Genomic DNA, 13382 nt, shown 5'->3' on the forward strand with positions numbered 1-13382 from the left:
CAGCACGCGTGTCACGCGTGGCACGCGTGTCACCCACGTCCCGGGCCAGCACACCTGGTCCGTAGGCCGTACCGGCACGGGCGTCACGGGGTCCGCGCGATCAGGTAGCGGAACACGTTCGGCATCCATACCGTGCCGTCCTGCCGCCGGTGCGCGTGCAGCGCCTCCGTCAGCTCCTTGTCTACCTGTGCCTGGTCGGTCGTCCCGTCCGCCGCGTCGAACAGCCCGGTCGACTTCAGGCCGCGCACGGCGCTGTCCACGTCGGCGTAGCCGAAGGGGCAGGAGACCCGGCCGGATCCGTCCGCCCGCAGTCCGGCCCGCTGGGCCACCTCCTCCAGATCGTCCCGCAGGGTGGGCCGCCAGCCGCCCGGACCGCGTTGCGGGTCGGCCAGTCTCGCCGCCACCCGCAGCACGGACGACGTGGCGCAGCGCTCCGGCGGGCCCCAGCCGGCCAGCACGACCGCCGCCCCGCGCTCCGCGAGCGGTGCCGCCGCGGTGAGCAGCCCGCTCAGCCCCTCGGCGTCGCCCGTCAGGCACCCGATGGGCTCGAAGGCGGTCACCACGGTGAACGCGGGGCCCTCCGCGTCGGCGACGTCCCGGGGCGACCCGTGGACGATCCTGGCCCCCGCGCGCGGGGGCCGGTCCCACGACTGCGGCAGCAGCCGCTGCCGGGCCAGGGCGAGCCGTTCGGGGCCGGCGGAGTCGACACCGGTCACCGCCGCTCCTCTGGAGGCCGCCATCAGCAGGGCGAGCCCGGAGCCGCAGCCGAGCCCGAGCAGCCGCGTGCCCGCGCCCACTTCCAGACGTTCGTAGACGGACTCGTAGAGCGGAACCAGCATCCGCTCCTGGATCTCGGACCAGTCACGCGCGCGTGCACGCTGATCCACGCGGGGCGACCGTCCCGCGTGACGTACGTGCTGTCGCACGAGCGTAGGTGTCATGGATAAGCGCCCCAATCGCCGACGAGAGTTGCCGCTGTGCCCGATTCCTGTGGCCCCCGTGCAGTGCGCTCGCACTCCCGTAGGCCAGCAAACTCCGCGCCTTCCCGTGCGTCCAGGGGTTGCGGGGCCCGGCTTGAGGGTTGCACATGCCAGTGGCGATATTTCACATTCCGGTAATACGAATGGCCTGAAAATGACGCGCGGCGGTGACGTCGAGTCGCGTTTGCCGCCGCGAGACGTACTGTCCCCGAGGCCCCCTCGCGCGGTCGGGGGCGGCCACACGGTTTCGGCCAAGGTCCCCGCGCTGTCCGCCCGCCGTTCACGGGGCGGTGCCCCACGCCGGCGGCGCACCCGGTAACGTCGCGGTCGTCGTGTGCGCTGACCGAGGTGTCCCCTCCCGGTCGGAGAGCGACCGAAACGCCTCTTGCGCACCGCCCGGTCGCAGCCGCACCGGAGCGTACGGATCTCCTACGCGCGGGACCGTACGCGGAACTACGCACCAGCTTGGTACGAGCTGTGAGGCTTCTCCGCAGATCAGCGCACCCGCCCTCGTCAGCACGCATCAGCGGCAACTGACGGGTACGTGCAAATTATTTGGGATGCCCCGGAATAGGAACACAGCGGCACCGAGGCTCGTTGTCATTACGTGAGCACGACACCACCTGTTCTCGCCGCAGAGCTGGCACAGGCGTGGGCCGACATTCAGCGGTACCACCCCGAGCTGCCGGACCTTGCCGCGCCTGAGTCCCTGATCGGAGAGTCGTCGTCCGCGTGCGGTCACGAACTCTCCTTCGAGCGACTGCTCCATGAGGCAGTCCACGGCATCGCCGCCGCGCGCGGAGTCCGCGACACCTCGCGCGCCGGCCGCTACCACAACCGCAGGTTCCTCGCGATCGCCGAGGAGCTGGGCCTGGACCACCCCGAGGAGCCGCACCCGAGCAGCGGTTTCTCCCTGGTCACGCTCAGCCCCGAGGCGAAGCGGCGCTACCGCCCGACGATCGAGCGCCTTCAGCGCGCGCTGAAGGCCCACACGGCGGCGACCGCCGCCGACACGGCCCGCAGCTTCCGCGGCCCGGCCGCCCGCCACGGCTCCTCCGGCGGCGGAGTCCGGGTCAAGGCGGTCTGCGACTGCGGCCGCAACGTACGGGTCGTCCCGTCGGTGCTGGCCCAGGCGCCGATCGTGTGCGGAGGCTGCGGGAAGCCGTTCCGCATCCCCGAAGTGGTCGGCGCGGCGGCAGGCTGACACCGCGGCTGCTCGTGGCAGCCGCGGTCGGAGCTTGCGGCGGGGCCGGCCGGCCCCGCCGTCCCGCGGGCGGACGTGCCGCGGGACGGCACGGGCGGGCGCGGGACGGCATCCGCGCCACCGGGGTGAGCAGCCGGCGTACGGCCGTCGCCGTGGCGCCGGGTGCTCCTCAGTCATGCCCGCGCACCCTTCCCGACCCTCGGGGGAAAGGGCCCCCTGGGGTGTGGCACAATGGCAAGCTGTACTCGACAGCCGCACAGGACCCCTCTCTCCTCCGGCTGACGCGTCCGTCGGGCCACTCGGGTACCGCAGCCCCACGCGGCATTTCCGCAGTGCCCCACCACGTCAAACCAGGAGAACCCACTCCCGTGGCAGTCAAGATCAAGCTGAAGCGTCTGGGCAAGATCCGTTCGCCTCACTACCGCATCGTCGTCGCCGACTCCCGTACCCGCCGTGACGGCCGGGCCATCGAGGAGATCGGTCTGTACCACCCGGTGCAGAACCCCTCGCGCATCGAGGTCAACGCCGAGCGTGTGGCGTACTGGCTCTCCGTCGGCGCCCAGCCGACCGAGCCCGTGCTCGCCATCCTGAAGAAGACCGGCGACTGGCAGAAGTTCAAGGGCGAGCCCGCCCCGGCCCCGCTGCTGCAGCCGCAGGAGAAGGCCACGCGTCCGTCGTTCGAGGCTCTCGGCGGCGACGACGAGGGCAAGGGTGAGGCGATCACCCAGAAGAAGAAGGCCGAGAAGAAGGACGAGGCCGCCGCCGAGTCCTCCGAGTCCACCGAGGCCTGAGCAACATGCTCGAAGAGGCGCTTGAGCACCTCGTGAAGGGCATCGTCGACAACCCTGACGATGTGCAGGTCGCCTCGCGCAACCTGCGTCGCGGACGCGTGCTCGAGGTCCGGGTCCACCCCGACGACCTCGGCAAGGTGATCGGCCGCAACGGCCGCACCGCACGCGCCCTGCGCACCGTCGTGGGCGCCATCGGCGGCCGCGGCGTCCGGGTCGACCTCGTCGACGTGGACGACGTCCGCTGACGCTTATCGCAACCGGCTCGGGCCGGGGAGGGCCACTGGGCCGTCCCCGGCCCGCAGTCGTATGAACGGAGACCTGTAGAAGTGCAGCTGGTAGTCGCTCGCGTCGGCCGCGCCCACGGCATCAAGGGCGAGGTCACCGTGGAGGTGCGTACCGACGAGCCGGAGCTCAGGCTCGGGCCGGGCGCCGTCCTCGCCACCGACCCGGCCTCCGCCGGACCGCTCACCATCGAAACCGGCCGTGTCCACAGCGGCCGCCTCCTCCTGCGCTTCGAGGGCGTACGCGACCGCAACGCCGCCGAGGCGCTGCGCAACACCCTCCTGATCGCCGAGGTGGACCCGGCCGAGACGCCCGAGGAGGAGGACGAGTACTACGATCACCAGCTGATCGACCTGGACGTCGTCACCGAGGACGGCACGGAGGTCGGACGGATCACGGAGATCTCCCACCTGCCCTCGCAGGACCTCTTCATCGTCGAGCGGCCCGACGGCAGCGAGGTGATGATCCCGTTCGTGCAGGAGATCGTCACCGAGATCGACCTGGAGGAGCAGCGGGCGGTCGTCGCCCCGCCGCCCGGCCTGATCGACGACAGGGCGGAGATCGTGTCCTCCCGGGACGAGGACGAGTCCTGATGCGGCTCGACGTCGTCACGATCTTCCCCGAGTACCTCGAACCGCTGAACGTCTCCCTGGTCGGCAAGGCCCGCGCGCGCGGGCAGCTGGACGTGCGGGTGCACGACCTGCGGACCTGGACGTACGACCGGCACCACACGGTCGACGACACGCCCTACGGCGGCGGCCCGGGCATGGTCATGAAGACCGAGCCCTGGGGCGACGCCCTGGACACGGTCCTCGCCGACGGCTACGAGACGGGCGCCCGGGAGCCGGCCCTGATCGTCCCGACGCCCAGCGGCCGTCCCTTCACCCAGAAGCTCGCCGTGGAGCTCTCCGAGCGCCCCTGGCTGATCTTCACGCCGGCCCGCTACGAGGGCATCGACCGGCGAGTGACGGACGAGTACGCGACCCGGATGCCGGTGTACGAGGTGTCCATCGGCGACTACGTCCTCGCCGGCGGCGAGGCGGCCGTGCTGGTCATCACGGAGGCGGTCGCCCGCCTGCTGCCCGGCGTCCTCGGCAACGCCGAGTCCCACCGGGACGACTCCTTCGCACCCGGCGCCATGGCCGCCCTCCTGGAGGGCCCCGTCCACACCAAGCCGCCCCAGTGGCGCGGCCGGGACATCCCCGACGTGCTGCTCAGCGGCCACCACGGGAAGATCGCCCGCTGGCGCCGCGACGAGGCCCTGAAGCGCACGGCGGCGAACCGGCCCGACCTCATCGAGCACTGCCACCCCGAGGTCTTCGACAAGAAGGACCGGGAGATGCTGTCCATCCTGGGCTGGGAACCGGACCCGGAAGGGGAGCGGTACGGCCGATTTTGGCGCAGGACCGGGGGCGTGGAAGAATAGGCCGCTGCTGTGCGCCGTTCGGCGTGCGCCCCTGCCACAGGGGGACACGACGCCCGCCCCGACGGGCACAGCGCTCATCCCGAACATCTAGTTCCCGTTGATGACCTGTGGCATCAGCGAAGAAAGCAGACGAAATGTCTCACCTGCTCGACTCCGTCGACGCCGCGTCGCTGCGCGAGGACGTCCCCGCGTTCCGTCCGGGCGACACCGTCAACGTGCACGTGCGCGTCATCGAGGGCAACCGCTCCCGTGTCCAGCAGTTCAAGGGTGTGGTGATCCGCCGCCAGGGGGCCGGCGTCCGCGAGACCTTCACGGTCCGCAAGGTCTCCTTCTCTGTCGGCGTCGAGCGCACCTTCCCGGTGCACACCCCGATCGTGGAGAAGATCGAGCTCGTCACCCGCGGTGACGTGCGTCGCGCCAAGCTGTACTACCTCCGTGAGCTGCGCGGCAAGGCCGCGAAGATCAAGGAGAAGCGCGACAGCTGAGCGCCTCCCGGAGTCCGCGGCGGGGCCGGATAGCATCTGGCCCCGATGGACACCGAAGCACAGCCGACGGAGCGCGACCGCTCGTCCCGCCCCTCTGGATCCGGCAAGACCCCGGATACCGAGGGGCCGGAGGACCGGTCGCGTTTTCCGTTGGTGTCACGCCTCGCGGACTGGCTGCCGGGCGGGCGGATCACCCTGACCGTGTTCGTCTGTCTGGCCTCTTTGCTGCTCCTCAACACGTTCGTGGCGCAACCGTTCCAGATTCCGAGCGGATCCATGGAGCAGGGATTGAGGATCGGGGACCGCGTTCTCGTAAATAAGTTGGCGTACCGTTTCGGTGCCGGGCCGCGGCGGGGCGATGTCGTCGTGTTCGACGGCACCGGGTACTTCGGGGACGCCGACTACATCAAGCGCGTCGTGGGCGTAGGGGGAGACCACGTGGTCTGCTGTGACAAGGACGGGAGGATCCGGGTGAACGGCCGGTCGGTCGACGAGTCGACATTCCTCCACCCCGGCGACAGTCCCTCCACGGTGCCCTTCGACGTCGTCGTGCCCGACGGCACCCTGTTCGTCCTCGGCGACCACCGCAGCGACTCCCGCGACTCCCGCGACCACCTCGGCTCACCCGGCGGCGGCATGATCCCCGTCGGTGCCGTGATCGGCCGGGCCGAGGCGATCGTCTGGCCGCTCGGCCACTGGACCCGCCTGCACCGCCCGGGCGCCTACGCGCGCGTACCCGCCGCGGCGGACGCGCCCGCCCCGGCGCGCGTGCCGGTCGCCGCGTCGGACGAACCCGTTTCCGCGCGGCCGCACGCCGCCGCGGCCGCGGGGCCGACGGCCGCGGACGGCGCGCATGGGTAACCGCGGCAAACCACGCGGCGTCTCCGTCGGCGCCGCCGAGAACCTCCTGCCCACGGGGGCCCGGCGCGCTGGCGCCCCGGCCGGCGGCGGCGGCCGCAGCCGGGCCGAGCGCCGCAAGCTCCAGCGCAAGGTCAAGCGGAAGCGCAGGCGCTCCGCCGTGCGGGAGATACCGCTTCTGGTCGGCGTCGCCGTCCTCATCGCGCTGGTGCTGAAAACCTTCCTCGTCCAGGCCTTCGTGATCCCGTCCGGCTCCATGGAGCAGACGATCCGCATCGGCGACCGCGTCCTGGTCGACAAGCTGACCCCCTGGTTCGGCTCCAAGCCCCAGCGCGGCGACGTCGTGGTCTTCCACGACCCGGGCGGCTGGCTGGCGGGCGAGCAGACCCCGCCGAAGAACGACCCCGTCGTCGTCAAGCAGGTCAAGGAGGGGCTCACCTTCATCGGCCTGCTGCCGTCCGACAACGAGAAGGACCTCATCAAGCGGGTCGTCGGCGTCGGCGGCGACCACGTCAAGTGCTGTGACGCCCAGGGACGCGTCACCGTCAACGGCGTTCCCCTGAACGAGGGGGGCTACCTCTTTCCGGGCAACGCCCCGTCCGACGCGCGGTTCGACATCACCGTCCCCCCGGGCCGGCTGTGGGTGATGGGCGACCACCGGGGCAACTCCGCCGACTCCCGCGCCCACCAGGACACCGCCTACGGCGGCACGGTGGCCGAGAGTTCCGTGGTTGGCCGGGCCATGTTCATCGGCTGGCCGGTGGGCCACTGGACCACGCTGAAAGAACCTCCGACCTTCGCCTCGGTGTCCGACGCGACGGCCGGGTCGACCACCGCCGCCCGGCTGTCGCATAGGGTTGATCCCGACCATCCGAACGGATCGGTTCAGCTCCCGACCCCTGCGGAACTCCCGCTCGTTATGGGAGTGGTGGGCCTGCACCGGGCACGGTGCGGGCGGCGGCACGGAGTAAGGAGTTGGCGTGGGGGATGTGGCGGTTGGCGCACGGTCCGGACACGACGGCGAGGAGCACCGCGGACGTCCCGTGGAAGCGGCGGTGTCCGCCGCGAACAACGCCGTGACCTCCGGGAGTGAGTCCGGAACACCCGAGGACGGCACGGTGACGGAGCAGAACCAGAGCGATGAACAGGGCGCCGGCGGCGGGTCCCGGCAGCGGAACAAGCCGCGCTCCTTCTGGAAGGAGCTGCCCATTCTGATCGGTATCGCGCTGGTGCTCGCGCTGCTGATCAAGACCTTCCTCGTACAGGCGTTCTCCATCCCCTCGGACTCGATGCAGAACACCCTGCAGCGCGGCGACCGCGTCCTGGTCGACAAGCTGACCCCGTGGTTCGGCTCCGAGCCGAAGCGCGGCGAGGTCGTCGTCTTCCACGACCCGGACGACTGGCTGGCCGGCGAGCCGACCAGCAGCCCCAACGCGCTGCAGACCTTCCTCAGCTGGATCGGCCTGATGCCGTCCGCGGAGGAGAAGGACCTCATCAAGCGCGTCATCGGCGTGGGCGGCGACACCATCGAGTGCGAGGGCACCGGCCCGCTCAAGGTCAACGGCAAGGCGCTCGACGAGCAGACCTACGTGTACGCGGGCAACACCCCGTGCAGCCAGGACGACCAGGGCGGCCAGTTCAAGGTCACGGTGCCCAAGGGCTACATCTGGGTGATGGGCGACCACCGGCAGAATTCGCGCGACTCGCGCTACAACCAGAACGACAGGCACCACGGCATGGTCCCGGTGAACGAGGTCGTCGGCCGCGCCATCGTGAAGGCCTGGCCGATCAACCGCTGGGGCACCCTGCCGGTGCCGGACACCTTCGACCAGCAGGGGCTGCAGCAGCCCTCGGCGGCCGGCGCGCTGACGGTGGCCCCGCAGGGCGTGGCGCTCACCGCGGTGCTTCCGGTGGTCGTCTGGCGGCGCAGGCGGACCGGCGCGGCGGAGCCCTGGAAGGCCGGGACCACGACGGCGACGGGGAACCGCTGAGCCGACCGGCCTCGGGCCGTGGGCCGGGCCCGCGTGGCATCTGCGCCGCGACCGTGCGGACGCCCGGGTCCCGGGCTTCCGCTTCGGCGGCCCCTTCCCGTGAAACCCTTGTGGAGCTTGTGGCCCGGGTACCGGAAGAGGGGCTGCCCGGTTCCGGTACCGCCCGGTAGGGTGCGGGTCCATGGGTGGCGAGAGCACGACGCGTACGGCCCCGCGAAGCGGCGGCACAGGCACCGGCAAGGGCCAGGCGGGCGGCAGGACCGGGCAGCGGCTGTCCGGAGTGGCGGTGGCACTGGGACTGGTGCTGTTCCTCGCCGGATTCGCGTGGGCGGCGGTGGTCTACCGCCCGTACACCGTGCCCACCAGCTCCATGACGCCGACCATCAACATCGGCGACCGGGTGCTGGCCCAGCGCGTCGCGGGCGATGAGGTGCGCCGCGGCGACGTCGTCGTCTTCACCGACAAGTCCTGGGTGACCAACGCCCCCCTGGTCAAGCGCGTGGTCGCCGTCGGCGGCGACACGGTCTCCTGCTGCAAGCAGGGCAAGCTGACCGTCAACGGCAAGCGGATCGACGAGCCCTATCTGAAGGGCGGTCTCGCCGAGGCCACGAACTTCCCGACCGTGAAGGTGCCCGAGGGCCGCCTGTTCCTGCTCGGCGACGAGCGGCAGGGCTCCCTGGACTCCACCGCCCACCTCACCGACGCCGCGAAGGGCACCGTCTCCCGCGACGCCGTGACCGCCCGGGTCGACGCCGTCGTCTGGCCCGCGAACGGCATGCTGGAGCGTCCCTCGGGCTTCCAGGCCCTCGGCACGCTGTCCCAGCCGGGCCCGCTGCGCACGATGGTGCTCCTCATCGTCGTCGGGGCCGCCCTCGTTCTCGCCGGTGGCGCCTACGGTCCGATCGCCAAGCTGCTGGGCGGCTCGCGGGCCCGTGCCCGGACGGAGCCCGCCGGTGCCCGCTGAGGCGGCGGACACGGCTTCGGCCTCGGAGGGCGGGGCGGATCCGGCTTCGGCGTCGGAGAATGGGGTTGACCCGGCTTCGGACGCCGGTGGGGGTCCGGCCTCGGTCGCCGGTGCCGGTCTTGCACCGGACGCGGGGGCCGACCCGGCCGTGCGGGCCGGTGCGGACCCGGCTGGGGGCGGCGGCGGGCTGCGGAGGGTGGCCCGGGTGGTCCTGCTCGACCCCGAGGACCGCATCCTCCTGCTGCACGGGCACGAGCCGGACGACCCGGCCGACGACTGGTGGTTCACCCCCGGCGGCGGTCTGGAGGGCGACGAGACGCGCGAGGAGGCCGCACTCCGGGAACTCGCGGAGGAGACGGGCATCACCGAGGTCGAGCTCGGCCCGGTGCTGTGGCGCCGGACGTGCTCGTTCCCGTTCGCGGGCCGACGCTGGGACCAGGACGAGTGGTACTACCTGGCCCGTACGACCCAGACGGCGACCGCGGCGGTGGCCCTCACCGAGCTGGAGCGGCGCAGTGTCTCCGGAGCGCGCTGGTGGACGTGCCGGGAACTGCACCGGGCGCATGAGACGGTGTATCCGACCAGACTCGCCGAGCTGCTGCGCACACTGCTCGACGAAGGTCCCCCGGCCGGGCCCGTAACCCTGGACACGGAAATCGTCTAGGGCTCCGCGGGACTGGCGCACAATGGGGGGACCGCACGGCTGAAGGGGAACATGCCATGAGCGCCGAGGACCTCGAAAAGTACGAGACCGAGATGGAGCTGAAGCTCTACCGGGAGTACCGCGATGTCGTCGGTCTGTTCAAATTCGTGATCGAGACCGAGCGGCGTTTCTACCTCACCAACGACTACGAGATGCAGGTCCACTCGGTCCAGGGTGAGGTGTTCTTCGAGGTGTCCATGGCGGACGCCTGGGTGTGGGACATGTACCGGCCGGCCCGTTTCGTGAAGCAGGTACGCGTCCTCACATTCAAGGATGTGAACATCGAGGAGCTGAACAAGAGCGACCTGGAGCTGCCGAGCGGCTGATCGCCGGTCTCCGTCTCTCACCTCGCTCACCCGTGTGAGTGACGGAGTTGTCCACAACCGCCGGGTAGCCCACCAAGATCCACTTCTTTGGGGCGGATGCGTGACCGTGGGCGCCGGAGGTGGTGCCGACATGAACGCACGCAGTGCACTCGGCAGGTACGGGGAGCAGCTGGCCGCGCGACGGCTGGCCGAGGGCGGAATGACGGTCCTGGCGCGCAACTGGCGCTGCGGCCGGACCGGCGAGATCGACATCGTCGCCCGGGACGGCGACGCCCTGGTCGTCTGCGAGGTGAAGACCCGCAGGGCGGGGGCCTTCGGCCGGCCGATGGCCGCCGTCACGCCGCAGAAGGCCGAGCGGCTGCGGAGCCTGGCCGAGCGCTGGATCCAGACGCACGGAGGGGCCCCTCCGGGAGGCGTCCGCATCGACCTGGTCGGCATCGTCCTGCCCCGGCGCGGCGCGCCCGTGGTCGAGCACGCGCGGGGGGTGTCCTGATGGGATTCGCCCGAACGTGTGCGGTCGCCCTCGTCGGCGTCGAGGGCGTGGTCGTCGAGGTCCAGGCCGACCTGGAACCCGGCGTCGCGGCCTTCACCCTGGTCGGCCTCCCGGACAAGAGCCTGACGGAGAGCCGCGACCGGGTGCGGGCGGCGGTGGTGAACTCCGGCGCCGAGTGGCCGCAGAAGAAGCTCACGGTGGGGCTGAGCCCGGCCTCGGTGCCGAAGGCGGGCAGCGGCTTCGACATGGCCGTCGCCTGCGCGGTGCTCGGCGCCGCGGAGCGGATCGACCCACGGGTCCTCGCCGACATCGTGATGATCGGAGAGCTGGGTCTGGACGGGCGGGTCCGGCCGGTGCGGGGCATCCTGCCCGCGGTGCTGGCCGCGGCGGACGCGGGCTACGAGCAGGTGGTCGTACCCGAGTGCGCCGCCGCCGAGGCCTCACTCGTGCCCGGCATCTCCGTCCTCGGCGTCCGCAGCCTGCGGCAACTGATCGCCGTGCTGACCGACGAGCCCGTCCCCGAGGAGGAGCCGGAGGAACAGGGGCGCCCGGACCCGCTCCTGGCCGGCCTGCGCATGCCGGGCACCGGCGCGGCCACCGGCATGCACGGCGTGGGCGCCGCACAGCAGGACCACGGGCACGACCTCGCCGACGTCGTCGGCCAGACCTCGGCGCGTACGGCGGTGGAGGTCGCCGCGGCGGGCGGACACCACCTGTTCCTGGAGGGGCCGCCGGGCGCGGGCAAGACCATGCTCGCGGAGCGGATGCCCGCCGTCCTGCCCCCGCTCGGCCGCGAGGAGTCTTTGGAGGTCACGGCGGTGCACTCGGTGGCCGGGCTGCTGCCGCCCGGCAAGCCGCTGATCGACACGGCCCCCTACTGCGCCCCGCACCACTCGGCCACGATGCAGGCCCTGGTCGGAGGCGGCCCCGGCGTGGCCCGACCCGGTGCCGTGTCGCTGGCGCACCGGGGCGTGCTGTTTCTGGACGAGGCCCCGGAGTTCAGCGGCCGGGCGCTCGACGCCCTGCGCCAGCCCCTGGAGGCGGGCCATGTCGTGATCGCCCGCAGTGCCGGGGTCGTGCGGTTCCCGGCCCGGTTCCTGATGGTGCTCACGGCCAACCCGTGCCCGTGCGGACGCTTCTCGCTGCGGGACTCCCTGTGCGAGTGCCCGCCCTCGGCGATCCGCCGCTACCAGGCCCGGATCTCCGGCCCGCTGCTCGACCGGGTCGACCTCCGGGTCGAGGTCGACCCGGTCACCCGGGCCGAACTCAGCCGGCGCGGCGCCGCCGGGGAGTCCACGGCGACGGTCGCCGACCGGGTGCGTACCGCCCGGGAACGCGCGGCGGCGCGGCTCACGGGCACTCCCTGGCGCACCAACAGCGAGGTGCCCGGACGGGAGCTGCGCAACCGCTGGCACGCGGCGCCCGGCGCGCTGGACGAGGCCGAGCGGACTCTGGAACGCGGTGTCCTGACCGCCCGCGGTCTCGATCGCGTCCTGCGGGTCGCCTGGACCGTGGCGGACCTCGTCGGCCACGACCGGCCCGACGCGACCGACGTCGCCCTGGCCCTGCACCTGCGCACCGGAGTGCCGCGGGGCGCCCCGATGGCGATCGGAGCGCTGACGTGAGCGCCGAGGACGGCCCCGACGCCGAACTGCTCGCCCGGGTCTTCCTCGGCCGGGTCCTCGAACCCGGGGACGAGGTGGGCGGGCGGTGGGTGCGCGAGTTCGGGGCGGTGGAGGTGGCGCGCCGGCTGCGGGAGGACGGCCCGCGCCTGGACGGGGTGTCGGACAAGCGCTGGGCGGGACTGCGCGCGCGGGCCGTCCGCGCCGCGCCCGAGCGGGATCTGGCTCTCGCGCGGAGCGCCGGCGTGCGGTTCGTGCGGCCCGGCGACACCGAGTGGCCCGCGCAGCTCGACGACCTGGGGGACGCGCGCCCCACGGGGCTGTGGGTGCGCGGCAGGCCCAGCCTGCGGATATGGGCGCTGCGCTCGGTCGCGGTGGTGGGCGCCCGGGCCTGCACGGGGTACGGGGCCCACATGGCCGCCACCCTCGCCGCCGGCCTCGCCGAGCGCGGCTGGGTCGTGGTCTCCGGCGGGGCCTACGGCGTCGACGGTGCGGCCCATCGCGGCGCGCTCGGCGCGGGCGGCGCCACCGTCGCCGTACTGGCCTGCGGTGTCGACCGGCCCTACCCGCGCGGGCACACCGGGCTGATCACGCGTATCGCCCAACAGGGTCTGGTGGTTGGGGAGTTGCCGCCCGGCGAGCATCCGACGCCGAGCCGGTTCGTGGTCCGCAACCGGGTCATCGCCGCGCTCACCCGCGGCACCGTGGTCGTCGAGGCGGCCTATCGCAGCGGTTCGCTGGTCACCGCGCGGGCGGCGCGGCGGCTGGGGCGCCACACCATGGGCGTCCCCGGGCCGGCCACCAGCGTCCTCTCCGCCGGGGTGCACGAGTTGCTGCGCGACGGAGCGGGACTGGTCGGCGACGCCGCGGAGGTGATCGAGCTGGTCGGCGACATGGGCGAGCTGGCACCGGACCGGCGCGGCCCGGTGCTGCCCCGTGACCTGCTGGAACCGGACGCCCGGCAGGTCCTGGCCGCGCTGCCCGGCCGCGGTGCGGCCACGGCGGCCGAGATCGCGCGCGGGGCCCGGACCACCCCGGACGACGCGATCGCGAGACTGTACGAACTCCGATCACTTGGGTATGTCGAACGACAGGGCGACGGCTGGAAGTTGACACGCCAGGCGATGATCTCCGTTCACGCCGGGCGGAGCGAGTGCTGACCGAGCGTGTTCGGCCGTCCGGGCGAATGCCGACGGCTGGCGGAATCACCGCAGTTGAGAGTGGTGCCGGTCACCGACGGTGACGGACGCGACCGGC

General features: G+C 72.4%; 16 protein-coding genes. 15 read left to right on the top strand and 1 reads right to left on the bottom strand.

The genetic code is table 11. From position 1 onward, the window contains the following. Positions 1-83: 83 nt before the first annotated feature. The gene (locus ACIQ9G_RS31265) at positions 84-941 is read right to left on the bottom strand and encodes an SAM-dependent methyltransferase (RefSeq protein WP_403616256.1); all 858 of its coding nucleotides are present in this window, start codon (positions 939-941) and stop codon (positions 84-86) included. A 646-nt stretch (positions 942-1587) separates the two neighbouring features. Here ACIQ9G_RS31265 and ACIQ9G_RS31270 point away from each other — a divergent pair. From ACIQ9G_RS31270 to dprA, 15 genes are all read left to right on the top strand, one after another. Continuing rightward, positions 1588-2184 (top strand): hypothetical protein, encoded by a 597-nt coding sequence (locus ACIQ9G_RS31270; RefSeq protein WP_361297628.1) that lies wholly within the window; start codon positions 1588-1590, stop codon positions 2182-2184. Positions 2185-2552: 368 nt separating this feature from the next. Continuing rightward, positions 2553-2975: a 30S ribosomal protein S16 gene (rpsP, locus tag ACIQ9G_RS31275; RefSeq protein ID WP_403616258.1), complete on the top strand. Its 423-nt coding sequence runs from the start codon at positions 2553-2555 to the stop codon at positions 2973-2975. Positions 2976-2980: 5 nt separating this feature from the next. Further along, the gene (locus tag ACIQ9G_RS31280) at positions 2981-3220 is read left to right on the top strand and encodes an RNA-binding protein (RefSeq protein WP_030612780.1); all 240 of its coding nucleotides are present in this window, start codon (positions 2981-2983) and stop codon (positions 3218-3220) included. 81 nt (positions 3221-3301) lie between these two features. Further along, positions 3302-3850: a ribosome maturation factor RimM gene (rimM, locus tag ACIQ9G_RS31285; protein WP_356191708.1), complete on the top strand. Its 549-nt coding sequence runs from the start codon at positions 3302-3304 to the stop codon at positions 3848-3850. Then, positions 3850-4683, top strand: coding sequence for a tRNA (guanosine(37)-N1)-methyltransferase TrmD (trmD, locus tag ACIQ9G_RS31290; RefSeq protein ID WP_403616262.1), 834 nt, complete (start codon positions 3850-3852; stop codon positions 4681-4683). Before rimM ends, trmD begins: the two co-directional genes overlap by 1 nt. A gap of 134 nt (positions 4684-4817) precedes the next feature. After that, positions 4818-5168 carry a 50S ribosomal protein L19 gene (rplS, locus tag ACIQ9G_RS31295; RefSeq protein WP_356191714.1) on the top strand — a complete coding sequence of 117 codons (351 nt, stop codon included), beginning with the start codon at positions 4818-4820 and terminating at the stop codon, positions 5166-5168. A 45-nt stretch (positions 5169-5213) separates the two neighbouring features. Continuing rightward, positions 5214-6029 carry a signal peptidase I gene (lepB, locus tag ACIQ9G_RS31300; protein ID WP_403616264.1) on the top strand — a complete coding sequence of 272 codons (816 nt, stop codon included), beginning with the start codon at positions 5214-5216 and terminating at the stop codon, positions 6027-6029. Further along, the gene (gene lepB, locus ACIQ9G_RS31305) at positions 6022-7119 is read left to right on the top strand and encodes a signal peptidase I (protein ID WP_403616267.1); all 1098 of its coding nucleotides are present in this window, start codon (positions 6022-6024) and stop codon (positions 7117-7119) included. Before lepB (ACIQ9G_RS31300) ends, lepB (ACIQ9G_RS31305) begins: the two co-directional genes overlap by 8 nt. Further along, positions 7007-8017, top strand: a complete 1011-nt coding sequence (gene lepB, locus ACIQ9G_RS31310) for a signal peptidase I (protein ID WP_403616269.1) — start codon at positions 7007-7009, stop codon at positions 8015-8017. Before lepB (ACIQ9G_RS31305) ends, lepB (ACIQ9G_RS31310) begins: the two co-directional genes overlap by 113 nt. Before the next feature lie 181 nt (positions 8018-8198). Next, the gene (gene lepB, locus ACIQ9G_RS31315; protein ID WP_403616272.1) at positions 8199-8981 is read left to right on the top strand and encodes a signal peptidase I; all 783 of its coding nucleotides are present in this window, start codon (positions 8199-8201) and stop codon (positions 8979-8981) included. Between the two features lie 148 nt (positions 8982-9129). Continuing rightward, on the top strand, positions 9130-9645 hold the full coding sequence (locus tag ACIQ9G_RS31320) for an NUDIX hydrolase (RefSeq protein ID WP_403616275.1): 516 nt from the start codon (positions 9130-9132) through the stop codon (positions 9643-9645). A gap of 56 nt (positions 9646-9701) precedes the next feature. After that, entirely contained in the window at positions 9702-10010 is a 309-nt protein-coding gene (locus ACIQ9G_RS31325) for a DUF2469 domain-containing protein (RefSeq protein WP_018102380.1), read from the top strand. 130 nt (positions 10011-10140) lie between these two features. Then, a complete protein-coding gene (locus ACIQ9G_RS31330; protein WP_403616278.1) occupies positions 10141-10503 on the top strand; it encodes a YraN family protein in 363 nt (120 codons plus the stop codon). Further along, positions 10503-12128, top strand: a complete 1626-nt coding sequence (locus tag ACIQ9G_RS31335; protein WP_403616281.1) for a YifB family Mg chelatase-like AAA ATPase — start codon at positions 10503-10505, stop codon at positions 12126-12128. Before ACIQ9G_RS31330 ends, ACIQ9G_RS31335 begins: the two co-directional genes overlap by 1 nt. Continuing rightward, a complete protein-coding gene (gene dprA / locus ACIQ9G_RS31340; protein WP_403616284.1) occupies positions 12125-13285 on the top strand; it encodes a DNA-processing protein DprA in 1161 nt (386 codons plus the stop codon). The genes ACIQ9G_RS31335 and dprA overlap by 4 nt, the downstream gene beginning before the upstream one ends. Positions 13286-13382 lie beyond the last annotated feature (97 nt).

Source organism: Streptomyces sp. NPDC096152 (assembly GCF_044763235.1).
Lineage (GTDB): Bacteria > Actinomycetota > Actinomycetes > Streptomycetales > Streptomycetaceae > Streptomyces.

Coding starts and splice junctions, on each gene's coding strand:
- trmD (WP_403616262.1), top strand. CDS start 3,850: ATGCGGCTCGACGTCGTCACGATCTTCCCCGAGTACCTCGAACCGCTG.
- lepB (WP_403616264.1), top strand. CDS start 5,214: ATGGACACCGAAGCACAGCCGACGGAGCGCGACCGCTCGTCCCGCCCC.
- rplS (WP_356191714.1), top strand. CDS start 4,818: ATGTCTCACCTGCTCGACTCCGTCGACGCCGCGTCGCTGCGCGAGGAC.
- ACIQ9G_RS31265 (WP_403616256.1), bottom strand. CDS start 941: ATGACACCTACGCTCGTGCGACAGCACGTACGTCACGCGGGACGGTCG.
- ACIQ9G_RS31280 (WP_030612780.1), top strand. CDS start 2,981: ATGCTCGAAGAGGCGCTTGAGCACCTCGTGAAGGGCATCGTCGACAAC.
- ACIQ9G_RS31335 (WP_403616281.1), top strand. CDS start 10,503: ATGGGATTCGCCCGAACGTGTGCGGTCGCCCTCGTCGGCGTCGAGGGC.
- lepB (WP_403616272.1), top strand. CDS start 8,199: ATGGGTGGCGAGAGCACGACGCGTACGGCCCCGCGAAGCGGCGGCACA.
- ACIQ9G_RS31325 (WP_018102380.1), top strand. CDS start 9,702: ATGAGCGCCGAGGACCTCGAAAAGTACGAGACCGAGATGGAGCTGAAG.
- lepB (WP_403616267.1), top strand. CDS start 6,022: ATGGGTAACCGCGGCAAACCACGCGGCGTCTCCGTCGGCGCCGCCGAG.
- ACIQ9G_RS31330 (WP_403616278.1), top strand. CDS start 10,141: ATGAACGCACGCAGTGCACTCGGCAGGTACGGGGAGCAGCTGGCCGCG.